This window comes from Flavobacteriales bacterium (assembly GCA_016700415.1).
In the GTDB taxonomy this organism is placed as follows: Bacteria; Bacteroidota; Bacteroidia; order Flavobacteriales_F; family PHOS-HE28; genus PHOS-HE28.
Map to the genome: position 1 here is coordinate 3708863 of CP065018.1, position 23305 is coordinate 3732167.

23 protein-coding genes are annotated in these 23305 nt (G+C 57.3%); 14 read left to right on the plus strand and 9 right to left on the minus strand.

All coding sequences use genetic code 11. The features are described 5' to 3' along the window. The first annotated feature begins 107 nt into the window (after window positions 1-107). From IPP95_15520 to IPP95_15575, 12 genes are all read left to right on the plus strand, one after another. Entirely contained in the window at window positions 108-1184 is a 1077-nt protein-coding gene (locus IPP95_15520; protein ID QQS72551.1) for a glycosyltransferase, read from the plus strand. Then, on the plus strand, window positions 1175-1786 hold the full coding sequence (locus IPP95_15525; GenBank protein ID QQS72552.1) for a sigma-70 family RNA polymerase sigma factor: 612 nt from the start codon (window positions 1175-1177) through the stop codon (window positions 1784-1786). Before IPP95_15520 ends, IPP95_15525 begins: the two co-directional genes overlap by 10 nt. Window positions 1787-1877: 91 nt before the next feature. After that, a complete protein-coding gene (rsmG, locus tag IPP95_15530) occupies window positions 1878-2525 on the plus strand; it encodes a 16S rRNA (guanine(527)-N(7))-methyltransferase RsmG (protein ID QQS72553.1) in 648 nt (215 codons plus the stop codon). A 37-nt stretch (window positions 2526-2562) separates the two neighbouring features. Further along, window positions 2563-2865 carry a DUF4160 domain-containing protein gene (locus IPP95_15535; protein QQS72554.1) on the plus strand — a complete coding sequence of 101 codons (303 nt, stop codon included), beginning with the start codon at window positions 2563-2565 and terminating at the stop codon, window positions 2863-2865. Then, the gene (locus IPP95_15540; protein ID QQS72555.1) at window positions 2862-3239 is read left to right on the plus strand and encodes a DUF2442 domain-containing protein; all 378 of its coding nucleotides are present in this window, start codon (window positions 2862-2864) and stop codon (window positions 3237-3239) included. The genes IPP95_15535 and IPP95_15540 overlap by 4 nt, the downstream gene beginning before the upstream one ends. Window positions 3240-3345: 106 nt before the next feature. Then, a complete protein-coding gene (locus tag IPP95_15545) occupies window positions 3346-3579 on the plus strand; it encodes a DUF433 domain-containing protein (GenBank protein QQS72556.1) in 234 nt (77 codons plus the stop codon). Between the two features lie 297 nt (window positions 3580-3876). Beyond that, entirely contained in the window at window positions 3877-4320 is a 444-nt protein-coding gene (locus IPP95_15550) for a hypothetical protein (GenBank protein QQS72557.1), read from the plus strand. Between the two features lie 532 nt (window positions 4321-4852). Beyond that, window positions 4853-6214: a DUF1669 domain-containing protein gene (locus IPP95_15555; GenBank protein QQS72558.1), complete on the plus strand. Its 1362-nt coding sequence runs from the start codon at window positions 4853-4855 to the stop codon at window positions 6212-6214. Window positions 6215-6429: 215 nt separating this feature from the next. Further along, window positions 6430-6717, plus strand: coding sequence for a transposase (locus IPP95_15560; GenBank protein ID QQS72559.1), 288 nt, complete (start codon window positions 6430-6432; stop codon window positions 6715-6717). Next, complete coding sequence (locus IPP95_15565; protein ID QQS72560.1) at window positions 6714-6899, plus strand: hypothetical protein; 186 nt, start codon at window positions 6714-6716, stop codon at window positions 6897-6899. The genes IPP95_15560 and IPP95_15565 overlap by 4 nt, the downstream gene beginning before the upstream one ends. Window positions 6900-6904: 5 nt before the next feature. After that, on the plus strand, window positions 6905-7612 hold the full coding sequence (locus IPP95_15570; GenBank protein ID QQS72561.1) for an IS3 family transposase: 708 nt from the start codon (window positions 6905-6907) through the stop codon (window positions 7610-7612). A 160-nt stretch (window positions 7613-7772) separates the two neighbouring features. Next, window positions 7773-9827 carry a hypothetical protein gene (locus IPP95_15575; protein ID QQS72562.1) on the plus strand — a complete coding sequence of 685 codons (2055 nt, stop codon included), beginning with the start codon at window positions 7773-7775 and terminating at the stop codon, window positions 9825-9827. Here the strand turns inward: IPP95_15575 and IPP95_15580 are convergent. From IPP95_15580 to IPP95_15590, 3 genes are all read right to left on the minus strand, one after another. Continuing rightward, window positions 9817-11652: an ATP-binding cassette domain-containing protein gene (locus IPP95_15580; protein QQS72563.1), complete on the minus strand. Its 1836-nt coding sequence runs from the start codon at window positions 11650-11652 to the stop codon at window positions 9817-9819. The two genes, IPP95_15575 and IPP95_15580, sit on opposite strands and share 11 nt — an antisense overlap. Before the next feature lie 184 nt (window positions 11653-11836). Further along, window positions 11837-12238, minus strand: coding sequence for a hypothetical protein (locus IPP95_15585; protein ID QQS72564.1), 402 nt, complete (start codon window positions 12236-12238; stop codon window positions 11837-11839). Window positions 12239-12240: 2 nt separating this feature from the next. Further along, entirely contained in the window at window positions 12241-12945 is a 705-nt protein-coding gene (locus tag IPP95_15590) for an orotate phosphoribosyltransferase (GenBank protein ID QQS72565.1), read from the minus strand. Here IPP95_15590 and IPP95_15595 point away from each other — a divergent pair. Then, entirely contained in the window at window positions 12944-13582 is a 639-nt protein-coding gene (locus IPP95_15595) for an NUDIX domain-containing protein (protein ID QQS72566.1), read from the plus strand. The two genes, IPP95_15590 and IPP95_15595, sit on opposite strands and share 2 nt — an antisense overlap. On the opposite strand, the gene IPP95_15600 is transcribed toward IPP95_15595, so the two are convergent. From IPP95_15600 to IPP95_15615, 4 genes are read right to left on the minus strand one after another with little or no spacing between them, the layout of a single operon-like run. Then, window positions 13545-15062, minus strand: coding sequence for a hypothetical protein (locus IPP95_15600; GenBank protein QQS72567.1), 1518 nt, complete (start codon window positions 15060-15062; stop codon window positions 13545-13547). The genes IPP95_15595 and IPP95_15600 overlap by 38 nt on opposite strands. Continuing rightward, on the minus strand, window positions 15059-15520 hold the full coding sequence (gene coaD, locus IPP95_15605) for a pantetheine-phosphate adenylyltransferase (GenBank protein QQS72568.1): 462 nt from the start codon (window positions 15518-15520) through the stop codon (window positions 15059-15061). Before coaD ends, IPP95_15600 begins: the two co-directional genes overlap by 4 nt. Continuing rightward, window positions 15517-16065, minus strand: coding sequence for a 16S rRNA (guanine(966)-N(2))-methyltransferase RsmD (gene rsmD / locus IPP95_15610; GenBank protein ID QQS72569.1), 549 nt, complete (start codon window positions 16063-16065; stop codon window positions 15517-15519). Before rsmD ends, coaD begins: the two co-directional genes overlap by 4 nt. Continuing rightward, window positions 16053-16853 (minus strand): DUF3822 family protein, encoded by an 801-nt coding sequence (locus tag IPP95_15615; GenBank protein ID QQS72570.1) that lies wholly within the window; start codon window positions 16851-16853, stop codon window positions 16053-16055. The genes rsmD and IPP95_15615 overlap by 13 nt, the downstream gene beginning before the upstream one ends. Window positions 16854-17072: 219 nt before the next feature. On the opposite strand from IPP95_15615, the gene IPP95_15620 reads away from it, so the two are divergent. Further along, window positions 17073-18548, plus strand: coding sequence for an AAA family ATPase (locus IPP95_15620; protein ID QQS72571.1), 1476 nt, complete (start codon window positions 17073-17075; stop codon window positions 18546-18548). A gap of 11 nt (window positions 18549-18559) precedes the next feature. On the opposite strand, the gene IPP95_15625 is transcribed toward IPP95_15620, so the two are convergent. Next, a complete protein-coding gene (locus IPP95_15625) occupies window positions 18560-19309 on the minus strand; it encodes a 4'-phosphopantetheinyl transferase superfamily protein (GenBank protein QQS72572.1) in 750 nt (249 codons plus the stop codon). 2 nt (window positions 19310-19311) lie between these two features. Further along, on the minus strand, window positions 19312-23277 hold the full coding sequence (locus IPP95_15630) for an amino acid adenylation domain-containing protein (protein ID QQS72573.1): 3966 nt from the start codon (window positions 23275-23277) through the stop codon (window positions 19312-19314). Between the last annotated feature and the right edge of the window lie 28 nt (window positions 23278-23305).

Consider the following 23305-nt stretch of genomic DNA (forward strand, 5'->3'; position numbering starts at 1 on the left):
GGCCGCCACACCGCCTTCCCGCCAAAGCCGTCCGGATAGCTTCGCACCCATACCATCGCCACGCTTGGGCGTGTTCCGCTTTGATCGTCACCACCGTACTCTGCCTCATGGCCGCCGCATTGTTGATGCTGGCGTTTTTCCACATGGTGATATTCAGCCGGTTGGCCTTCCGGAAGCAGGAGGTTGAGCCGGACCGCGACCTGCCGGTGAGCGTAGTGATCTGCGGTCGCAACGAAAGCATCGCCTTGCAGCAGTTGATCCCGTTGTTGCTGGACCAGGACCATCGGGAGTTCGAGCTGATCGTGGTGAACGACCGCAGTGAGGATGATACCTGGGAGGTATTGCAGTGGATGAAGCCGCAATACGCGAACCTGAAGCCGGTGAACATCCAGGCGGACGAGAAATTCAGCTACGGCAAGAAGATCGCGCTGGGCGTGGGCGTTCGCAGTGCGAAATACCCGAACGTGCTGGTCACCGATGCCGACTGCCTGCCCACCGGCCGCGATTGGATCAGCCTGATGGCCACGGGGTTCAAGGGCGGCCGCCAGATCGTGATCGGCCACAGCCCCTACGAACGGCAGGACGGCCTCACCAGCCTGCTGGAACGCTACGACGGCTTCACGAAGGCCGTGCAGTACATCAGCTTCGCGCAGGCGGGCCTTCCCTACATGGGCGTTGGGCGCAACATGGCCTTCACCAGCGAGCTGTTCTTCGGAGCGAAGGGCCAGCATCGGCACCGCCAGTTGATGAGCGGTGATGACGACCTCTTCATCAACGAAGTGGCCCGTGCGAAGAACACCACCGCCATCGCCGACGGCCGCTCGTATATGACCACGCGTGCCACGCCTGATCTCGGCACTTGGTTCCGGAGGAAGCGCAGGCATTACACCACGGCACGGTTCTACCGGTTCGGGCATCAGTTGTTGCTCACGCTGCTTCCGGCGTCCCGCATGGTGCTGTGGGCCACCATCCTCTTCCTCTTCTTCACCGGCCACGTGCAAAGCGCCTTGATCGGGCTGTGCATCGAACTGTTCGTCTTCCAGCCGATAGGCATGATCGCCATGCGCAAGCTCGGTGCGGGCCGCATCATCTGGCTGTCCCTGCCGCTGGAATGGCTCTTCCTACTTTTGGACCCCTGCATTTATCTCAGCACGCTCATCATCAAGCCCACACGATGGAAGTAAGCCCGAACCTGTCCGAAAAGGCCACCTACGACCTGGACCTCGTCCGGCGCGCCGTGGACAACAAGGACCAGAAGGCCTATGCCGAACTGATGTCCCGTTACCGTGATTCGATCTACTTCATGCTGCTGAAGATGATCAACAACAAGGACGACGCGGACGACCTCACCATCGAGGCCTTCGGCAAGGCCTTCCACCGCCTGCACCAGTACACGCCGAACTACGCGTTCAGCACCTGGCTCTTCAAGATCGCGTCCAACAACTGCATCGACTGGATCCGCAAGCAGAAGAAAAAGAAGATGCTGAGCATCGACAATCCCATCGGCACCAAGGATGGCGATGAGATGCACATCGAGCTGAAGGGCCACGGCCTCGATCCCTCGGAAGTGGTGATCAAGGACCAGAAGAGCGACGTGATGCGCGAAGTGGTGGCCAAACTGAAGCCGCGCTACCGCACGCTCGTGGAGCTGCGCTACTACAAGGAATACAGCTACGAGGAGATCGCCAACGAGCTCGACCTCCCGCTCGGCACCGTGAAGGCCCAGCTTTTCCGCGCCCGCGAATTCCTCGAGAACCTCCTCGATACCCGCAAGGACACGATCTGATCACTCCCCTGGATCTGTCATGCCGGGCCTGCCTCCCGAAGGGACGGCTTGACCCGGTATCGCGATCAGGCGCGTGGATTTTCTCTGATCAATGCCCGGAGTAGAACTGATCTGCCGATACTTCCCGGAACTCACCCCGGAGCAGCGCGCGCATTTCGCAGCGCTCGGTGATCTCTACGCCCACTGGAATGAGCGTGTGAACCTTATTTCCCGCAAGGATTTCGAGCACCTTTACGAGCGGCACGTCCTACACTCGCTCGGCATCGCCAAGGTCCATGCATTCAAGCCCGGCACGCGTATCGTGGATGTCGGCACGGGCGGTGGTTTCCCCGGAATCCCGCTGGCCATCCTATTCCCGGAAAGTCGCTTCCATTGCATCGACGGCATCGGCAAGAAGATCACCGCCGTTCAAGGTGTGATCGAGGGCCTTGGCCTGAAGAACGCCACCGCCGAACAAGTGCGTAGCGAGGACCACAAGGCGAAGTATGATTTCATCGTTAGCCGTGCCGTCACCACGCTGCCGGAATTCATCAAAGCCACCAAGCATCTCGTTCCGAACGCCAAGCAGGCCCTCGGTAAACACCATGAATCGATGCGCTCCGGCCTCCTCTATTTGAAAGGCGGTGAGCTGGCGGACGAGCTGCGGCCCTTGCGCTATTCCATCCGCGTCACCGAGCTGCGCGATGTCTTCAGCGAGGAGTTCTTCGCGACGAAGAAGGTGGTGGAGGTGGGGCTGTAAAAATCCAGACGTGCCACTTGACTAACTTTGGTCAGCAATGCCAAAGCTCTACGTGTATGCCGGGATGTACTTCTTCTTCTACTCCAAGGACCATTTGCCCATCCATCTGCACGTCGCCCATCAGAACTGTGAGATGAAAGCGACACTTCACTTTGGACCGGATGGAGAGCTTGTCGATCTCCAGTGGTCACGTGTCGGTAAGGCACTACCTGCTTCGTTGCGGTCCAAGGCAGAAGAACTCATTCGGGTCAAAGCTTCCGACATCGCGGAGAAATGGACCGCTCGCTTTCTCTATGGGCGCTCGATCAAGCCTGAAACCATTACCAAGTTGAAGCCATGAAGATGAACGAATTGTCGATCACGAGTATCGAGTCCTTAGGTGGTTATCGCTTGAAGGTCAATTTCAGCAATGGAAAGTCGAATACGATCGACTTTGAGCCTTGGATCCGATCCCTTCCAACAGAAGAGGAACGAACTTACCTTGAACCTTCACGCTTCAAGCAGTACAAGGTGCATTTGGGGCACGCTATTTCCTGGGGTGAGTTCGACATTATCTTTCCCATCACGGCCTTGTATCATGGGAATCCTGAACTTCTGCAACAGGGTGTTCCGGTCGATACAACTAAGCGTTCGGTCGTTCGCCGCAAAAGAAGTGTGGCCGGCCATAAGAGCACTTCCTTGAAGCGGCCGAAAAGGTCGAAGGCCGGATCGTAAGTATTGTTGCTCGCTCCATCAGGGGCTCCGCCTCGAGACCCTGATGCACATTCATCTGCCTCGCACAATAATGAGCCAGTGATGTAAAAACTTAGCTTGCGTTCAAATGGAACATCCTCTGCTCGAACGGATCACGATCGAACCTGAGATCTGCCACGGCAAGCCTTGTGTGCGGGGTATGCGTTGGCCTGTTGAAGTAGTCTTGGATATGCTTGGCTCAGAGATGAGTGCGGCAGACATCGTCTCAGAACATCGGGAGTTGGAAATGGAGGATGTTCAGGCCTGCCTCCATTATGCCAAGCTTACCGGAACCAGCATCCACAACTCATCCCGGAAATGAAATTCGACCCTGTAACGAAGCGCGTCTATACCGAGAGGGACGAATTCATCAAAACGATGCATTGCCCATACAAGGTGAGGTGGGGGAATTTGCAAGAGACGAGTTCGACTTCGCGGAAATGTGCGCAGTGTGATCACTTGGTCATAGACACGGAATTCTTGTCCGATGCTGAGGTCCTTCGACTGGTTAATGCGAACCCCGCCACGTGCTTGAAAATAGACTTGGATCAGCACAACGTAAAGCTGCGGACAGATGGCATTCTGGAACAGAAATAGGGTTCCACGCGAAGATCTACGCGTGATCAAGACCGCACGGGACAAGGACAGCATCAATGAAGCGGCAAGGAATGGATTCCGGCCATTGCTCAAGCCAGTTCAGCCTTCGGATAAAATTCGGTCGAAGTATTCAGTCGTTCAGAATAAGCGGACCGGCGAGATCAAAGTCGTTGGCGATTATCGGGCACGGCTCCTTTCGGATATCGCCGATGAAGATGAGACCGTCATTGACTGGACCTTCTACTACCCGCACAATTTCAAGTCCCCTTTCGCAGCCTATTTGATACCCGCTGACATTAGGAAAGGAGAACGGGTTTTCATAGAAGACCTGATCGAAGACTACGTAGGTGCAAGTTGGAACCAAGGAGACACGTATAGGCTTGAAAGCTGCGAAGCGATCTGGAACGGGAAGGACTTGAAGATCCAGTATGATCCAAAGGTCAATCGTTCAAGTTTTATTGGCTAAGAACGCCGCGCTTGGAGATTCGGAGTTAAGTAAGTGGAGTGGCTAGGTCCTCGCCAATCTGGTCAATGACTCCTTGTACAGCCTTGCGAAAGGAATCTTCAAACCGCATGGTCTTAGTGCTAGACGGCCTCTTTTTCATTTGCTCATACTGTAGCGGAAGTATCCGCTCCTGATGTTCCGTGAACATCATGCGATGCGGACTTGCTGGAAACCCACCTTCTGTGCCGCAAATGGAGCGGATCTTAGAACAGATCGGACCAATTTGCGAATACTCAGTAGGTGATAGAGCTGTGAGCCTTTCACGCAGCGCCTGAAGATCTGTGCGTTGCTCGTCTGATAAAACCATCATGTGTGCATTTTTATAATTTCAAAGCTACATTTTCTATTCAAGCGCAACTGGGATTTCATTCGACGTGCCCACGTATACCTGCTTCAACGAAGTCTACCATCGCCCTCGGGATAGCGCAGAGTGCTAATTGAAGGACCCAGTATATTGTACGCCTTGAAGATGGGGCATCCAACCGGCCGATCCATGATCACCCAAGCCTATTTCGACCAGATCGAAACTCAACTTCTCAAGGAGTTGGACAACGCCCAGGAAAGCATCTTGGTAGCGGTGGCGTGGTTGACGAATGCGCAGCTCTTCAACAAGCTCCGCGAAAAATGTGGAAGAGGCGTGACCGTGGAATTGATGATCTTCAACGACGAGATCAACAACACCAGCGGGAACGACTTCTCAAGGCTTGAGGAGGTGGGTGGCAAGCTGTACAAAGTTGGCAGCGGGGATGGCGGGACGTTGATGCACAATAAGTTTTGCGTTATCGACCGGAGCACGGTGATCAATGGCTCTTACAACTGGAGCTATAAGGCTCGGCAGAACCATGAGAACATCACGGTTTCCACCAACGCCGAAGAACTCGCGGCCCAGTTCGTGGCTGAGTTCCGCAGGTTGAAAGCCAAGTACTTTGTGGAAGATGGCGGTGGAAGTGAAGTGCTGGATCCGGCCAAGGTGGATCATCGGCTGGCGCTGATAAAGAACCTGATCAAGTTGGAAGAGTTGGAGGAAATACCACTTCAACTTGCCAAGCTCCCTACTTCGAGTTCGGATGCTGCGTTGAATGAGATCACCGGCGCTTTGAAGGGTCGGCGATATGCTAAGGCACTACTGGCTATCGACGCGTACATCCAAGCTCGGAGCCAAGTTGCCACCTATGTTGATCCCGAAATTGTTGGCCTGCGTTTGGAGGCGCATGCATTGGAACTTCAGTTGAAGGCGTTAACGGATGAACAAACGGAGCTTGAACGATTGATCCATCAATTCCAGATCCGGCACGCACAAGAACTTGGACCACTGATATTGAGGCTATTGGTGCTGCGAAAGGAGAAGGCAAAGACAGAGGCAGAGAGAGCAGAGGCGGAGAACGACTATCAGGAGTATCAAAAGGATTACCAGCGACAGAAGGATGAAGTAGTCCATGTGCTCAATGAGGAGGAGAAGAGTGAACTCAAGCAGCTATACCGCGAGGGAAGTAAGTTATGCCACCCGGATGCCGTGCAAGCTGAACATCAAGATGAAGCAGCGAAGTGGTTCATAGCCCTGAAGGATGCATATGAGCACAACGACACAAAAAGGGTCAATGAGATCCTGCACAAGTTGAAGAAGGGAGTAGCATTTGGTTCCATGGTGGATTCATTGTCCAAGAAGGAACGGTTGCGGGACTGGGTGGAAGAATATCGCCGAAGGGTGGAGACACTGCTTGAGGAGATCGTCACCATCAAGAGCGGCAAGGATTATCAAACCGTTGTATCCATCCCGGATTGGGATGTCTACTTTGCCGATATGAAGTCGCGCTTGTCAGAGGAATTGGAACAACTGCAACATGGCGATACCTGAAGACGAGAATTCTACCGGGATCGAGTTGAGCAGCTTATCGAGTTCATTGGCCAGAACTCAATACGCGCTGACTTTGACCAGCAAGTTGCTGATGCCTTCAACAGAGCGGAAGCGGCGTGAGTTGATCGAGTTCCTGGTCCGAATGGCTGAGAGGGACAATTGTAGTACTCCCCAAAAACTGGACAGGTAGCTAAGGTGGCTAAACTTGTCCAAGGATGACCCGCAAAAGCAGAAGGAAGTTCACTCCCGCATTCAAGGCGCAAGTTGCGCTTGAGGCCGTGAAGGAGAACCATACGATGGCAGAGCTGGCGATGCGCTTTGAGATCGCACCAGCACAGATCGGCCAATGGAAGAAGCAGTTGGCGGAGAACGCCGCTGGGGTCTTTGAAGGGACCCCGACGGCGTCCTCCGCCATGCCAGGTGGTCACGACCCCGAAAAATTGTTCGCCGAGATCGGCAGGTTGAAAATGGAGAACGACTTGCTAAAAAAAACGGTCCGATGAGCGTGGCACAAAAGCGGCATGCCATTGCCACCGTTCAGGAAGGCAGCATCATGGAGCGCTGCCGGGCGCTGGACCTTGCACGCAGCAGCTTCTACTATCAGCCCAAAGGAGAAAGCGCGTTGAACTTGGAATTGATGCGTTTGATGGATGAAGAGTACACCAAGCATTGCTTCCATGGGTGATCGGCATGCGCGACTTTCTGAGGCTTGAAAAGGGCTATTGGGTGAACGAAAAGCGGGTGCGCAGGCTCCTTCGGCTAATGGGCTTGGAGGCCGTTGCGCCCAAGCCTGACCTGAGCAAACCCGCCAACGGGCATAGGGTCTATCCCTACTTGTTGAGAGGTGTGCAGATTGAAGCTCCGGGGCATGTTTGGAGCACCGACATCACCTACATCGCCATGGGCAAAGGGTTCCTGTATCTCACCGCCGTGATGGACTGGCACAGCCGCTACGTGCTCTCTTGGCAGATCAGCAACACCTTGGACACCTCCTTCTGTCTGGAAGCTTTGCATGGTGCGCTGTTGCAATATCCTGCACCAATGATCTTCAATACCGACCAAGGCAGCCAATACACCAGCGACCTCTTTACCGGGGCGTTGATCCAGGAAGGCATCAAGGTGAGCATGGATGGCAAGGGCCGGGCTACGGACAATGCGTTCATCGAACGACTTTGGAGAAGCGTGAAGCAGCAATGCGTCTATCGCCATAGCCCCGCCGATGGGAATGAGCTGCGCAGCCTTCTGGCCGAGTACTTCGCCTATTACAACCACCAACGACCACACCAGCACCTGGATGGACTGACCCCGGCACACCTTTACTTTGGTCTGCCCGATACCCGGAACCGTACCCTGACACCAAACCTTGTTGAACCCCAATTCACACTAACAACCGCCTGAAACCTGTCCAGTAAATCGGGAGTACCTCAGCTTGATGAAATCGTGACCATCAAGAGCGTCAAGGATTATCAGACCCTTGCACCAATCACGGATTCGGATGTCTATTTTGCCGATATGAAGTCGCGGTTGTCACAGGAATTGAAGCAATTGCAACATGGCGATGCCTGAAGACGAGAATTCTACCGGGATCGAGTTGAGCAGCTTATCGAGTTCATTGGCCAGAACTCAATACGCGCTGGCTTTGACCCGCAAATTGCTGATTCCCTCCACAGAGCGGAAGCGGCGTGAACTGATAGAGTTCCTAGTTCGAATGGCCGACAAGGACAATTTTACCATTCGGATGCTGTCGGAGTTTTACCCGCTTAACCCAGGACTACTAGAGAAATATGCGGATTATTTGAAATGGGATGCGCTAAGCTGCAACCCCAACCTTCCATGGAGTGAGGATTTGCTGAGTCGTTTCGAGGAGAAATGGAGTTGGAGTAGTCAAATGCTGGATACGTGTAGAGCCCTACCATGGAGTGAGGCCTTGATAGCCCGTTTTGAGGAGAGATGGAATTGGTATTGGCTGAGCGACAATATCACTTTGCCATGGAGCGAATCGCTGCTTGCTCGTTTTGAAGAGAGATGGGTTTGGCAACGACTGATCCTCAATATCACTTTGCCGAGGGATGAATCTCTGCTTGCCCGTTTTGAAAAGAGGTGGGATTGGCATGTGCTGAGCAGACGCAAAACCTTGCCTTGGAGCGAGGCTCTACTGGAACGATTTTCCGGACTATGGGATTGGCAGGGACTTAGCGGGAATAGCAGTCTTCCATGGACTACAGCCCTGATAAAGCGTTTTTCAGAAAGATGGGATTGGCGCTTTCTTAGTGGGAATGAGGGTCTTCCGTGGAGCGATGAATTCATTGATGAATTTCAGGATAGGTGGACATGGAAGTATGAGGTCTCCGCACTGGAGGATCATTATTTGGCACACCCAGATGAAAGGTCGATAGAATGGCATCTTCTTCAGGGACTGCATGGCTTAAGAAGCTTGAGCCAAAATCCCAAGCTGCCATGGAGCAAATCTTTGATTGCTCGTTATGAAGATCGATGGGATTGGAAGGCATTAAGCAGGGCAGATTATCTTCTTTGGAGTGAAGATCTGATAATATCCTTTGAGGATAATTGGAACTGGGGTAGTCGCTGGTATTGGCATGGAGGTGGCCTTAGTCGCAATACTAGCATTCCATGGAATTCAGCTCTCATAAATCGGTTTTGGGATAGATGGAGTTGGAGTGGCCTCACCGCTAATAGCTCAGTGGCTTTGGCTGATAGAATCCTCATAGAACCCAAGCTGAAACATCAGATTAGAGAGGAGGTAGATAGGCTCACACCACTTTTTCGCTGGGCTGGTCTTGAAACGGAAAGCATGGACATCTGGTTTTGCAGGTTGGCAAGGCTGAGATGCGTCCAAGACTTATTATGGTCAGAAGATGTCATTTCCAAACTTGGAGACAATCTGGACTGGGGGACAATTAGTAGCGATACTATGCTCTTATGGAACGAAGATATAATTTCCCAATACGAAGCCAGATGGGCCTGGAGTCAGCTCAGTAAAAACCCATCTCTTCCTTGGAGCGAAACCTTCATTTCTCGATACGAAGGCCGTTGGGACTGGAATGAGCTTAGTAGTAGCCCATTCCTTCCTTGGAGCGAATCCTTCATTTCTCGCTATGAGGACCGATGGAACTGGAACTGGCTAAGCAATAATGAAACCCTCCCTTGGAGTGAATTGTTCATTGATAGATTTAAGGACAAATGGAATTGGAATCGGCTTGGCAACAACGATTGTTTTCCTTGGAGTGCGGCTTTGGCTATTTCATTCAAGGATCAATGGGATTGGGGTGGTCATGAAGATATTGATGGTACGATTTCTTCTGGAATGATTCATTTTCAACCGATTCATTGGGATGAAGAAATGATAATGAAGCTTGAAGGGAAAGTGAACGTTTCTGTTCTTGCGGAATTTGGGAGGGATGTAAAGTGGACCATATCCTTGATTGAACGTTATTGCAAAGACGTTTATTGGGGTAATAAATTGAGTGACGACGTATATTCAAACATTATTCGACCTTATGCGGATGATGCGCTCGTCGAGGAAGTGATGCAACGCATAATCCAGACAAGAGCTAGGGCCGAAGGTGCAGGTGCCGGTTCACTCAAGCCGTAGTCTCGGGGCTCAACTGCATCTTGCTCAACGAGTAGTACAACCCGCCGGTATCCGCGATCAGGTCATCGTGAGTTCCGCTGGCGGTGACCATGCCGTGGTCCAGCACGAGGATGCGGTCCGCGTTCCGCACGGTGCTGAGCCGGTGTGCGATCACAATGCTTGTGCGGCCTAACATCAGCTTGTCCAAGGCATCCTGCACCAAGCGTTCGCTGGCGGTGTCCAAGGCACTGGTGGCCTCATCGAGGATGAGGATCGCGGGGTCCTTCAGCACGGCACGTGCGATAGCGATGCGTTGCCGCTGGCCGCCGCTGAGCTGGATACCGCGCTCGCCTACGATGGTGGCGTAGCCTTCCGGGAAGGAGGTGATGAAGTCATGCGCGTTGGCTTTGCGCGCTGCGGCCTCGATGTCCTCGCGGGAGGCACCGGGCCTGCCGTAGGCGATGTTCTCCAGGATCGTTCCGCCGAAGAGCAGCACCTCCTGCGGCACGATGCTCATGCGGTCACGCAACGCACCGAGATTATAGTCGCGGGAGTCCTTGCCATCGATGGTGATGCGCCCGCCGACGGGATCATAGAAACGCAATACTAAGGAAGCGATGGTGCTCTTTCCCGCTCCGCTCGGACCTACCAGTGCCACACGTTCGCCGGGCTTGGCGTGGAAGACTACATCACGCAGCACCTCATGTTCGGGACGAGTGGCGTAGTGGAAGGAGACGTGCTCGAAAGCGATGTCGCCGGTGAGCTTTAGTTGCTCTTTCCGCGGCGTTAGATCGATCGCCTCGGTCTGGCCTTCCTGCAGGTCCATCAGGCGCTCGGTGGCGCCCACGGCCTTCAACATGGTGGTGATCAGGTCCGGCACGCTGGCGATGGAGGCACCGATCATGATGGAGAGGCCGAGGAAGGCGGTGATGTCGCCAATATCGAGCAGGTCGTCCGCCATCAGGTGTACGGCGCGCCAAATGATGAAGACTACCACGCCGAACATGCAGAAGATGATGAAGGAGACAAAGCTCCCGCGCCATTTCACACCTTTCAACGCCAGGTCGCGGGCCTTGAGCACACTGCTGCGGTACCGCGCTACTTCAAAGGCTTCATTGCTGAAGGCCTTCACGTTCTGGATGCCCTGCAGCGTCTCGTCCACGATCACGTTGGTGTCCGCGATGCGGTCCTGCACCTGCGTGCTCAGCTTGCGGATGTAGCGCCCGAAGAACACCGCGATCAGCGCCACCACGGGTAGCGTGGCCAGCATCGTGAGCGTGAGCTGCACGCTGACGAAGGTGAGCAGCGTGATGCCCAAGCTGATGGTGACCACTTGTCGCAGCAGTTCCGCCAGCGAGGTGGTCATGCCTTCCTGCAGTAGCGCCACGTCCGCGCTGATCCGGCTGTTGAGCTCGCCCACGCGGCGCTGTGCGAAGAAGAGCATCGGCATGCGGACCAAGTGCGAATAGGTGTCCTGCCGAAGGTCGGCCAAGGCGTTCTCCGAAACCAGGCCGAAGAGGTAGATCCGCACGAAGCCGAACGCCGCTTGGAAGGCGAAGACCAGAATGAGGAGTTTCGCGATGGAATCGATGTTCGTGAGATCCGTCAGCGGCGCGGACCAGAAGCCGTCTGAAACGCTTGCATTGACCAGTTTGCCGAGCAACAGCGGGAACGCCAAGCTGAGCAGGCTCGTGATCAACAGGCAGAACAGGCCCAAGGCGAACGCGCCCATGTGCGGCTTCAGGTAGCGGAAGAGCCGTGTGGTCTTGCGCCAAGCTTCTTTGTTGAGCTTCGCAGGCGTCGCGCCCTCATCGGTTGTGGTCGCCCGTCCTCTTCGTGATGCCATATTCTAATGTCCAAGAAGCACCTGAGCAGGTGAGGTGCCAATAGATCGGTCGTTCTACTTCCAAAGGACGAAGATCGCGCCGCAATACTTCAGTTCACTCCTGAAATTGCTTGAATTGGCATTTTGGAGGTACGCCTGCTTCAGATCGGCGTAGATCCGCTCTTTCAGCGTCATCTGCGTTCCGTCAAGAATGCAATGCCACCATCTTGTCCGCAATGTGGTCGAAGAGGTTTTTTAGCGGCTTCTCCACCATCATCTTGATGAACGGGTTCAGGTCGGCCTCGAAGACCTCGTGTATCTCAGTAGCCCCGTCCTTTTCCTCCAAGTGGACATTCAGAGTAAAGGGGAATGGGGACCGGTCAGTGCTTTTCATTCGCACAAGGTTGTTCGGTGTTCCACCGTCGAGTTCCAGTCCGATGGTGGCCGCGCCCTGCACCTTGAAGGAGCACGACTTGCCGTCGCTTTTCCAATCGCTGATGCGGTCCTGCGGCAACAACTGCTGGAAGTTGTGCATGTCCTGCAGGAACTGATAGGTGGTCTCCGCCGGGCGCTCGATCCGGACCTGTTTGCTCTCGATGCGTGTCATGGTCACTTCGCCGGTTTTTCCGGAGTGGTTTTACGTGATCTTGTCGCGGTGCCGGCAGCGGTAGCGGGCCCGTCCCAATTGGCAGGGTCCTCGCGCCAAGCATTCAAGGAGATCAGGTCTTTCTCCGTGATGTAGTTGTCCGCGATCGCTTGGTCCAGCAGGATGTGGTAGTCCGTAAGGGCGTGCAGGCGGACCTTGGCTTGGGCAAAGGCCTCGGAGGCCACCTTCAGCCGGTACGTGAAGATGCTGACCATGCCTTTCACCTCGCACCCGGCTTCCCGCAGTGAGGCCACTGCTTGCAAGCTGCTCTTGCCGGTGCTCACCAAGTCCTCCACAACGATCACGTTCCGCCCTTGGGTAAGGTCGCCCTCCACCATGTTCTTCATGCCGTGCTCTTTGGCGGAACTACGGACATAGATGAAGGGGAGACCAAGCTCCTGCGCGACCAATGCGCCGTGGGCGATACCCCCGGTGGCCACGCCGGCGATCATGTCGGGTTTGCCGAATTCATTGTTGATGGCCTCCACGAATTGCTGGCGGATGTACGTCCGCATCACCGGATGGCTTAGGGACTTGCGGTTGTCGCAGTAGATCGGGCTCTTCCAACCGCTGGCCCAAGTGAACGGTTTCTGCGGACTTAGCCTCACGGCTTTGATACGTAAAAGGAATTCGGCGATCTTCAGCGCCGGATCAAGCCGGGAATCCATGACGCAAAACTACGAAGTCCATATCGACGGGAAACCGTTTTTTATCGGTGAACGCCCGGAATTCATTGCCATGCCCGTGGGTTGGCTGGCTATCCGCGTGGACCTGCCGAGTGAAATGAACTACTTGGCCGCTCTGCTTACAGCCCGGCCGGAACTGAAGGGCATGCACGTTTTTGGCGCGGACGTGGAGCAACTGTGGGACTGGTTCCGGGCGGACTACCGGTTCGTGCAGGCCGCTGGAGGGGCCGTGACCGATGAACGCGGAAGACTGCTGGCGATCCACCGTATGGGCCGCTGGGACCTGCCGAAGGGCAAGGTGGAGAAGGGTGAGCCCATTGATGCGGCAGCGGTCCGCGAAGTGCGGGAAGAATGCGGCCTGCACGACATCAAACTGATCCGGCCGCTGTGCCATACTTGGCACACGTACGAGCGCAAAGGCAAGCAGCACCTCAAGCGGACTGATTGGTTCCTCATGAGCGGCAAAAGCTCGGAGCCGTTGACCGCGCAGAACGAGGAGGATATCGACCAGGTGCGTTGGACCGATGCGGAAGAACTGGCGGAAGTGCGCCGCGATACCTACCCTTCACTTCAGCGCGTGATCAACGCCTGGGAGGAAGCACACCGCGGTCCGGCCTGAGCTTCCGTTCCTCGTCGGCCTTCACCCTGATGCTGTGAAGCACCGCCCCGAGTCCTTGGCTTGGCAAGGGCCCTGGAGATGCTGTCAACTCGCGGCCTTGCAACAAGAAAAGCACGGGGGTGTTCCGGACCCGCAGGGCGTCCAGCAGCTCTTGCCGGTCAGCGGGAATAAACCAGTTGGGACCGCTTTTCGGATGGGTGCGCAGCCATGTCGCCAGTTGGGCCGGGCTGTCCTCCAGCGCGATCCCGATGAAGGTGGCATAGCCGTCGTATTCCGTCCGCAGTTTTTCCAAGGCGCCTAGTTCCTGCTCGCCGTATGCGCCGCGGGTCCCGGTGATCATCAGGCAGACCGGGCCATGGAAAAGGCTATCGATATCCACTTGCGATCCGCTTGTATCGATCAACGAAAGCGCTGGTAGAGGCGTTCCCGCTGTCATCGTAGTGAGGTCCCAAAGCATGTTGGCCGCAATGGCACGATGCTCCTGAAAGGCGGAATGTTCACGCACATCTTCGAACACTTTCAAAATGCCGGCATGGTTGAACTGCGCGTTGCCCTGCTCTGCGTAAAGCCCGGTGATCAGCACCAGTTCGTTCAGCCGGGGCGACTTCAGGAAATCGTTCTTCGCGAGCAATGCTTTGAGGCTGTCCGTGCGGCCCTCTTGGATATCCTTCAGCAGTGCATCAGTGTCCGTGCGGAAGGGAAAGCGCATGAGGTGATCGGCGAAGAAGGCCGTGAAAAAGCGCGTGTATTCAGGCACATTGTAGAGCACCGGCTTGTCTTTCAGGTAGCGGTCGAAGAGTGCGCGGTCGGTGGTGCGGGGGCCGAGGCGCAGACCTGCAATACCGTACTCCACGTCGCTTTGAAACCACGGATCTTCCACGTCGGCATAGAACTTCCGGAGCTTCCGTTCGAAGGTGTCCACACGGGCTTCGCTCCAGCGGGGAGAAAGGAAGAGGTCGGTCTGTTTCCGGGCGGTGTCGTGCACCATGGTCCCGGTACCGCTTCGTTCCTTGGCCACCGCATCCATCCCGGCATCCTGATCAGTGGCAAGGTCTTCCGCCACGAACGCGTCCAAGCGCTCGTTCAGGTCGCTCACCATAGCGTTCACGTCCAAGTGGTCCAGGTCGAGGAAGATCAGGTCCACGCGTGCGGTCCCGCTGATGGGAAGCGCTTGATCGGTGCGTGGTGCGGGCATTTGAACGTGGTAGGATCCCGCGCGCAGAAAAAGGTCGGCGCCCACATCGCCGATGCGGAGCAAGGCGCGTTCGGTGCCTTCCACTTCGGCGTTCAAGGTCACATCCCCCTTCGCATTGGTCCTGCCATGGGCGATGGCTTCTTTCCGAAGGGTGACCGCATCCATGTAGCGGTACAGCACCACCTGTTGGTCGGGATAGGTGGGCGCGTGTACCTGAATGCTCACCGGCGCGGCGCTCAGGGCGAGGCCGAACGGAAGAAGGATGCCTAAGAGAAGAATTTTCATGCCGTGCGGACCGCCGCAGGAACGAACGCGGACACGTCGGCATTATTGGCCATCAGCTCCCGGACGATGGTGCTGCTGATGTGCGCATGTTCGGGCAATGCCGGCAGGAAGATGGTCTCCACGCCGCGCAGCGCATGGTTCATCAAGGCGATGCTGCGCTCGTTCCCATGGTCCGTGCTGTTGCGCAGGCCGCGTACGATATGCTTCGCACCCAGTTCCACACAGAGGTCGGCGGTGAGGCCTTGGAACGAAATGGCCTCGATCTTCGGGCTGTGGGCGAAGGACTTTTTCAGCCAGTCCAATCGTTGTTCGAAGGGGAACATGTAGCTTTTGGTGCTGTTCTCACCCATGGCCACCACGATGCGGTCGAAGAGCGGCAGGGCGCGCATCACGATGCTCACGTGGCCGATGGTCACGGGGTCGAAGGATCCGGGGAAAACGGCGATTCGCTCGCTCATGGCTGCGGAGGTTTGGGAGTGAGGAAGCTGAAGTGGATGTTGCTGTACTTCCGGCAAACATCGAACCACGGATCGCCGCTCAGGTCGGTCTCGCGCGGATGCTCGATGATCAGCAGGCCGTCGGGGGCCAACAGGCCGCGCTCACGGATCAATGTCGGCAAGGTCGCGGTCCCATCGGCATGAAAAGGCGGGTCCGCGAAGATCACATCGTAGCTGCTGCGGTCGGAACTCAGATAGGTGAACACATCTGCTTTCACCGCATGCCAGTTGGTCAATGCCAGATCGGCCGCGGTGCGCTTGAAGTAGCTGTACAGGGCATTGTCCTGCTCCACGCTGATCACCTCTTCCGCGCCACGGCTCAGGAATTCCAATGAGATGCCGCCCACGCCGGCGAAGAGGTCCAGCACGCGGATCCCTTCCAAGGCGATGGAATGTTGCAGGATGTTGAAGAGCGCCTCCTTGGTGAAGTCGGTGGTAGGTCGCGCCGTGATGCCTTTCGGCGGGGTGATGCGCTTCCCCTTGAACCGGCCGCCTATGATGCGCATGGGAACTGATCGATCAAGCCGGTCCAGTGGTGGGCGTTCGGCACGGGCAGGTCCACAAGCACGGGATCCTTCGCGCCGGTGGTGGGGACGGGGCCTTTCAAGAAATACTTCGAGAGAAGATGCTCTTCCCCGGGGGTGAGATGTGTCCCTCCGGCACGGACCTCCACATCATCCGGTGAAAGCCCGCATTGCTCCAAGGCGAATAGTGTGTAATAGAGCAGGTCTTCCGCCACCGTGGCGTGGAAGGTGTTCGTCAGCAGCAGCTTCCCCCGGTCCGCCACCACTAAGTCCAAGCGCGTGGCCGAGCGGTGCAGTACAGCTACCGCACCAAATGAGGACCGGCTGAGGGCATGGCTCACCAAAGTGCCATGCAAGGGCAGGGAGCGGGCATTCGGGAAGCGCTCGAGCAAGGAACGTTCGGCCATCTCATCGTGCAGGTAGATGCAACGTGCGCCGAGGGTCCCGATGGGTTCATCACGCAGCAGACCGGTGGGCACGCTGCCGTGTACCAACTTCAGGTGGCGCATTTCGGTGCCGGCCACCAAAGCGCTTTCCGGTACTAATGTGCTGATCTCCGGCATGGCGGTGAAGGACACGCTCACGGGCTTCCCGGGCATCCGCTGCTCCAGGGGCATGTTTTCGCCCGTACCGCAGACCAAGGCCATCAAACGGCCCGAGGATTTCTCGTGTACGCACCATGCCTGCAGCGCCGGGGCCACCCAGCAGCTCAAGTGCCAAGCGTGTTCCTTGGCGGCATCGTACTTCGGGTGAAAATGTTCCTCGGTCATCGGGAATATTGCGATGGCTCTTTTTCGTGTGCCACAAAGGAACTCATTTCCGCTTGCTGCGCTTTGGGAAGTGATCAAGGAAGTTCAGCGGCTATCCCGAACTTCACCGCCCAACTCAGATGCCCGCGCTCGGTGCCTGAGGACCTCGAAGGCCCGAGTGCGGGCTGCATAGGGCCTCCGGCCCGTCTGATCCCGACGCTCTCTCGAATCACACCAGCCATGGCCAGCCTCACCGAAAGCCTGCTCACCCGTCTGGGACACGTGCCTACACAAGGCCAGCACAAGGCCATGGATGCCTTGTCACGCTTGTTGGCCACGGAAAAGGAACGCGCCACACTGGTGTTGAAAGGCTACGCAGGCACCGGGAAGACCACCTTAGTAGGTGCTTTGGTGAAGGTGCTCGCCGAAGCGCGCAAACCCGTGGTGTTGCTGGCCCCAACGGGCCGTGCAGCCAAAGTGCTCAGCGCTTATGCTGGAGCTTCCGCCAGCACCATCCACCGGCGCATCTATCGCACGGCAGGCGACGATGACGGCGGCTACGGCGGCATCTCCGTGGCACCCAACAAGGAACAACATGCGCTCTTCGTAGTGGACGAGGCCAGTATGATCGGTAAGGGCGGCGGCAGCGCATTCGATCGCGACCTGCTGGCGGACCTCTTCCAGTACGTCTTCTCCTCCGCCGGGAACAAGCTGCTGCTGATCGGCGACCCGGCACAGCTGCCCCCCGTTGGCAGTGACCACAGCCCGGCATTGGACGTAAAGGAGCTGGCGGAACAAGGTCTGTTGGCAGGCAGCATCGAGCTTACCGATGTGGTGCGGCAGGCCGAAGCCTCCGGGATCCTCGTGAACGCAACGGCCCTGCGCGATACACTGGCTTCAATGCCTGTGACGGAGCAAGCGGGCATTGGGGAAGTCCACGTACCGGCGGAGGAAAAGATCATTCCGCACTTCATCACCGGCTTTCCCGATGTGGTCCGTGTGGAAGGCTATGACCTGCAGGATGCGCTGGAGGAAGCATACGCCCGCCACGGTGACGGGGAGGTCTGCCTGATCTGCCGCAGCAACAAACGCGCCTACCAGTACAGCCAACAGGTGCGGGCACGGATCCACGGATTCGAAGAGGAACTGGAGGCTAACGACCGCTTGATGGTGGTGAAGAACAACTACTTCTGGGCGTCGCGTGAGAACGGTCCCGGTCCCGGCTCGTTCGGCCTGATCGCCAATGGCGAACAGGTGACCGTGCAGCGCGTACATGGCACCGAGGAACGTTACGGCCTATGCTTCGCGGACCTGACCATAGGTTGGTGGGACGGCCGCGAGGACCGCGAGCTGGAGGTGAAGGTGATCTTGGACGTACTGGCGAGCGAAGGCCCCGCACTGGCCGGCGCACGCATGCGGCAACTCGGTCAGGATGTGCTCGCAGGCATCGAGGCGCGCACCAAGGGCGAGCGCTTCCGCCTCTTCAAGCAGGACCCGTATGCCAACGCGCTTCAGGTGAAGTATGCTTATGCAGTTACGTGCCACAAGGCGCAGGGTGGCCAATGGAAAAGCGTCTTCGTGGACCAAGGCTACGTCACCGAGGAAATGATCGACCGCGAGTACGTGCGCTGGCTTTACACGGCCGTTACGCGTGCCAGCGAAAAGCTCTATCTGCTGAATTTCCACCCGCGGTTCTTTGGGGAGGGGGAGGAGTGAGCAACAAGGGCTCAAGCCGCCACGATGCGCCAGCCATCACTTGCCAATTCTGTCGCGATGCTCACCAGATGGTCCGTTCCGATCTGCGCTGTGCGCACATGGTATTCCGCTGCGGCCATGCGCACGAAGTCCGGATGCGAGATCTTCATCCTGTTCAGCGCTGCGCCCACTTCCAAGCTGTGCAGGTCGTCCATCAGGCCAACGCCGCAGGCCTTCAGCACGGCCTCCTTGCGGGTCCACAGTTCCAAGAAGCGGCGCTTGCCATTCTCGGCCTCCGCGATGCTGGCTACCTCCGGCGGCGTGAAGTAGTGGTCGGCCACACGCTCATGGTCCGTACGCCGGTTCATGGTCTCGATGTCCGCACCGATGGGCTCCTTCGCTACCGCTACTAGCACGGCATCTTTCGTGTCGCTCAGATTGAAATGGACCGGATGCCCTTCCAGGAAGGGTTTCCCGAATTCGCCACGACGGAGTATCAGGTTCTTCGCCGGTCGGCCGAGGTAATGGCCCAAGGTCTCACGCAGAAGGCCATGCCCAAGGATGTAGCGGTCGTGGTCCGTGGCGAAACGGAAGCGCTCGGCACGGGCCAGCTCCTCCTCGTCCAAGAGTTCATGATAGCGCTCCTCCCGGTCCTGCAAGGAAGCCAAGGTGGCGAACAATACCTGGGGCACTGCATACGCCAATGGCCCCGGTGGATCCTTCTCCAACCGGGCCGGCGATGGTCCTTCGCAGTGTACGATCAACGACCGTTCAGCCTTCATGCTCAAACGGCTTCCACGGCATGCTTGCTAACGGCCCGGTCGATGCTTGCGGAAAGTTCCTTTACCAGGAGCACTACTTCGGGGTCCTTGATCAGGCTGTAGTGGTCGCCCGGGAGCACCTGTATGTCCAACGGACCGGTCACCAGTTTGCTCCAGCCCATGTCATCAGGCCCAGGTGAACGATCGGCCTTGAACACGGTGACAGGTCCATCGTATGGCTTTGCATGATAGGCCTGAATGGCATTCAGGTAGTTGTCGATGATGTGGAAGTGCTGCAGCTTATGCGAGCGTATGTTCCCCTTGCGGAGCGCTCGATCCACAAGCCAGCGCATCACGGTGCGCTTCAACGGCGCATAGAACTTCTCTTCCGTCCTCATCGTCTTGAGGAAGTCCTCCGGGGCATACATGTCGAACATCACAAGCAAGGGTACTTCATGGCCGGCTGCCATGAGCTGCCTTGCCATTTCAAACGCGACGATGCCGCCAAAGGAATATCCTCCCAGCAGATAAGGGCCTTCCGGTTGCACAGACTTCAGCTCGTTCACATAATGCGTGGCGATCTCTTCCACGGTCTTGTGCTCGAAAGGTGCACCGTTCTCGCCTTGGTGGAAGAACGCGTAGTACGGCTGATCCTTCCCGAGGTATCGGGTGATGTGGTGGTTCGCCTCGTCGCCATGCACGCAGAAGAACGGGATGCGGTCGCCCGTTGGTTGCAATGCCGCCAGATTCTTCAGCCCGGTGGTTCCCTTTTCACTTTGCAGCAGTTTCGCGAATGCGGCAATGGTAGGCGCTTGGAACAGTGAGTTTAAGGGAAGGCTCTTGCCGAAGCGCTCCTCCACGCGGGCCAGCAATTGGATGCCGATGAGCGAGTGCCCGCCCAAATCGAAGAAGTTGTCGTGAATGCCCATGCCTGGGGCATGTAATAGATCGGACCAGAGTTCCGCTAGGCGTTCCTCCTTGGCGTTTCGAGGGGCCACGTGCTTCACCTCCAGAGTTTGGGAACGCAGCTCGGGCATGGGCAGCCCGCGCTTGTCCACCTTGCCGTTCGCGGTGAGCGGAAGTTCAGGCAGGATCACTAACGTCGTGGGCACCATGTGGCCCGGCAAGGCATTGCGCAAGTGCTCGCGGACGGCATTGATCAACGCTTCCTGTGCCACCACGTCCTCGGCCAACCGGGAAAGATCCTTCGGCACCACATAGGCTACTAATTGCTTCTCGCCGGGAAGGTCGCTACGGACGATCACTGCGCGGTCCTTCACCTCAGCAACATCGCTGATGGCACTTTCGATCTCGCCTAGTTCCACGCGGAATCCGCGCACTTTAACTTGCCCGTCGCCGCGGCCGAGGAAGTCGATCGTGCCGTCCGGGAGCCAACGCACGAAGTCGCCGGTGCGGTACAGTTTGGCCCCCGGTGTATCGCTGAAAGGGTCGTCCACGAACTTCTCGGCCGTGAGCCCGGGTTTGCCCCAGTAGCCCAAGGCCACACCTTCACCACCGGTGTAGAGTTCGCCCTTCCCGCCGATGGCCACGGGGTTCATGGCCTCGTCGAGGATGTGTGCAGTGGTGTTGGTGATGGGCCGGCCGATGGGGACGCGTGCCTTCAACGCGTGTTCGTCGTCGATCGCATGGCAACAGGTGAAGGTGGTGTTCTCCGTGGGGCCGTAGCCGTTGATGAGCACGCCCCGGCCTACCACGCGCAGCGCGCGCTTTACATGAGGAACGCTCAGCACATCGCCGCCGGTAAGGATATGCTTGAGTCCGCACAGGCTCTCCACATGCTCGTCCACCAGAAGGTTGAACAAGCCTGCTGTGAACCAAACGGTGGTCACCTTCTGTTGGCGGATGGTACTGATGATCTCCTGCAACGTTGGCTTCTGCTGGGGCTGAAGCACCAACTTGGCACCGTTCAGCAACGCCCCCCATAGTTCCAGGGTTGACGCGTCGAATGAAATGTTCGAGAGTTGCAGGAAGGTGAGGTCCGGCCCGAAAGGAAGATAGTTCTGGTCGCGCACCAAGCGGGTCACCGCGCGGTGCGGCACCACCACGCCTTTGGGTTCCCCGGTGGAGCCCGAGGTGTACATGATGTAGGCGGGAGAATCCGGTTTACCCATGGGAGGCTTGACCGAAGGTGCCGCATCGGTGATCTCCTCCAAGAGCAGGGTCTTGGCGGAATGTTTGGGCAAGTCGTCCAGCAGATGGCCTTGGGTCACAAGCACCTTCACATCGGTATCGCGGAACATGAACTCCAAGCGTTCCGCGGGATAACCGGGGTCAAATGGCACGAAGGCGGCGCCGCATCGCAGGATCGCAAGCATGGCGGCCACCATGTCCGGGCTTCGGTCCGTACACAGGCCCACCGGGTCACCCGGTTTCACGCCAGCGGCTTGCAGTACGCCGGCCAAAGAAAGTACACGGGCATGGAGCTGTTCATAGCTCAGGTCCCCCTCCGCCGTGACCAAGGCCGTGCGTCCGCCATGGGTCTTCACCACCTCGTCGAAGAGGGCGTCCATGCCGCGGTCACGGGGGATGTCGCTGCGTGTGCCGAGCCATTCCGAAGGGGGCATCAGGGCTTCCGCCGCAAGGTCTTCCTCACCCACCAGTGTGCCGATGGGCAAGGCTGCGTTCGTGTTGATACGGGCGATCAGAATGCTGAACTGGTCCATCCAATCGCGGATGGTGGAGGCATCGAAGAGATCGGTGTTGTAGCTCCACTCAAGCACCAGACCATCGCCTTGGCCGGTGGCGTTCAGGAAAAGCTCGAAGTTCTCGTAGTGCCGGGGATTGCTGACGAAGGTGTGGGTGAGCCCATCAAAGGCCACTCCGTCGTCCATGTTCATGTCGATGTTGAACACCACGGGCACCAAGGGGATCCGGCCGGGTTCGCGCGGCACTTTCAGTTTCTGCACAAGCGTGCCGAAGGTGTACTTCTGGTGGTCGAACGCATCGAGTACTTGCGTGCGCCGTTCCTTAAGGTGGGCATCGAAGGCTGCCTCATCGTCCACATGGCTGCGCAGGGCCAGCAGGTTCACGCAGTGCCCCACCAGATGCTTCATGTCCAGGTCGCTCTGTCCCGCTGCTGGAAGTCCGGTGACGATATCGCTCGATCCCGTCAATTTGTGCAGGAGCACCTCGAAGGCGGTGAGCAAGGTGGTGACGAAGCTCGCGCCGTTGCGAGTGGCCACGGTGCGCAGGCCAAGCACCAGCTTGGGGTCCAGTCGCAGGTCCAGCCGGTCGCCGTTGAACGTTTTCCGTTCTGGACGGACACGGTCCGTGGCGAGGTCCAAACGGGGAATGGAACCCTTGAAGAGGCCGGTCCAAAACTTCTCCACTGCGGCATGCTCGGTGGATTTCGCGAAATCCGTAGTGGCCAGCACATATTCGCTGAACGGGACCGCGGGAGGCAGGACCGGTGTGGTATTCGAGATATGCGCGTTGTAGAGGCTGCTGGTCTCTGCCATCAGGATGCCCAGGCTCCAACCGTCCAGCACGGCATGATGTCCGCTCAGGCGAAGGACATGTTCCTCCTTGCTCGTCTTTGCCAGTAACACCCGGAACAGGGGGCCATGTACCAGGTCGAAGGGTTGTGTCATGTCCGCCTCGGCCAATTCCTGCATGCGGTCGGCGCGAACCTCTTCATCCATGCCGGTGAGGTCGTGGTACGGGATCGACAGTTCAATACGCTCAAAGACCACCATGCGCATGCCGCTGGCACTGATCACGCTGCGCAGGCTCTCGTGGCGGTCCACCAGGTCTTGCAGCGCCTTATCCATCGCGCCGCGTTCAAGATCTCCCTTGAGGATCAAAGACACGCTTTCCACATATGCACAGTTCGCATCGTCGCCCATTTCAGAGGCGGCGAACACTTCCATTTGCGCCTCCGTGGTGGGAATGGTACGCTGGATCGCGGGACCGGCGAAGGGATCGAAGTCCACTTCAACGTGCCGCGTTTCCGGTATAAATTTCTCCATGATCGTCCGTGGACTTGTCAGAAGTTCC

Bases quoted from the DNA above. Each gene is read 5' to 3' on its own strand.
- rsmD (QQS72569.1), bottom strand. From the start codon at position 16,065: ATGCGCATCATAGGCGGCCGGTTCAAGGGGAAGCGCATCACCCCGCCG.
- IPP95_15625 (QQS72572.1), bottom strand. From the start codon at position 19,309: ATGAAGGCTGAACGGTCGTTGATCGTACACTGCGAAGGACCATCGCCG.
- coaD (QQS72568.1), bottom strand. From the start codon at position 15,520: ATGAGCGAGCGAATCGCCGTTTTCCCCGGATCCTTCGACCCCGTGACC.
- IPP95_15520 (QQS72551.1), top strand. From the start codon at position 108: ATGGCCGCCGCATTGTTGATGCTGGCGTTTTTCCACATGGTGATATTC.
- IPP95_15525 (QQS72552.1), top strand. From the start codon at position 1,175: ATGGAAGTAAGCCCGAACCTGTCCGAAAAGGCCACCTACGACCTGGAC.
- IPP95_15545 (QQS72556.1), top strand. From the start codon at position 3,346: ATGGAACATCCTCTGCTCGAACGGATCACGATCGAACCTGAGATCTGC.
- IPP95_15585 (QQS72564.1), bottom strand. From the start codon at position 12,238: ATGACACGCATCGAGAGCAAACAGGTCCGGATCGAGCGCCCGGCGGAG.
- IPP95_15565 (QQS72560.1), top strand. From the start codon at position 6,714: ATGAGCGTGGCACAAAAGCGGCATGCCATTGCCACCGTTCAGGAAGGC.
- IPP95_15630 (QQS72573.1), bottom strand. From the start codon at position 23,277: ATGGAGAAATTTATACCGGAAACGCGGCACGTTGAAGTGGACTTCGAT.
- rsmG (QQS72553.1), top strand. From the start codon at position 1,878: ATGCCCGGAGTAGAACTGATCTGCCGATACTTCCCGGAACTCACCCCG.
- IPP95_15535 (QQS72554.1), top strand. From the start codon at position 2,563: ATGCCAAAGCTCTACGTGTATGCCGGGATGTACTTCTTCTTCTACTCC.
- IPP95_15580 (QQS72563.1), bottom strand. From the start codon at position 11,652: ATGGCATCACGAAGAGGACGGGCGACCACAACCGATGAGGGCGCGACG.
- IPP95_15615 (QQS72570.1), bottom strand. From the start codon at position 16,853: ATGACCGAGGAACATTTTCACCCGAAGTACGATGCCGCCAAGGAACAC.
- IPP95_15600 (QQS72567.1), bottom strand. From the start codon at position 15,062: ATGAAAATTCTTCTCTTAGGCATCCTTCTTCCGTTCGGCCTCGCCCTG.
- IPP95_15560 (QQS72559.1), top strand. From the start codon at position 6,430: ATGACCCGCAAAAGCAGAAGGAAGTTCACTCCCGCATTCAAGGCGCAA.
- IPP95_15575 (QQS72562.1), top strand. From the start codon at position 7,773: ATGCCTGAAGACGAGAATTCTACCGGGATCGAGTTGAGCAGCTTATCG.
- IPP95_15555 (QQS72558.1), top strand. From the start codon at position 4,853: ATGATCACCCAAGCCTATTTCGACCAGATCGAAACTCAACTTCTCAAG.
- IPP95_15540 (QQS72555.1), top strand. From the start codon at position 2,862: ATGAAGATGAACGAATTGTCGATCACGAGTATCGAGTCCTTAGGTGGT.
- IPP95_15590 (QQS72565.1), bottom strand. From the start codon at position 12,945: ATGGATTCCCGGCTTGATCCGGCGCTGAAGATCGCCGAATTCCTTTTA.
- IPP95_15620 (QQS72571.1), top strand. From the start codon at position 17,073: ATGGCCAGCCTCACCGAAAGCCTGCTCACCCGTCTGGGACACGTGCCT.
- IPP95_15595 (QQS72566.1), top strand. From the start codon at position 12,944: ATGACGCAAAACTACGAAGTCCATATCGACGGGAAACCGTTTTTTATC.
- IPP95_15570 (QQS72561.1), top strand. From the start codon at position 6,905: ATGCGCGACTTTCTGAGGCTTGAAAAGGGCTATTGGGTGAACGAAAAG.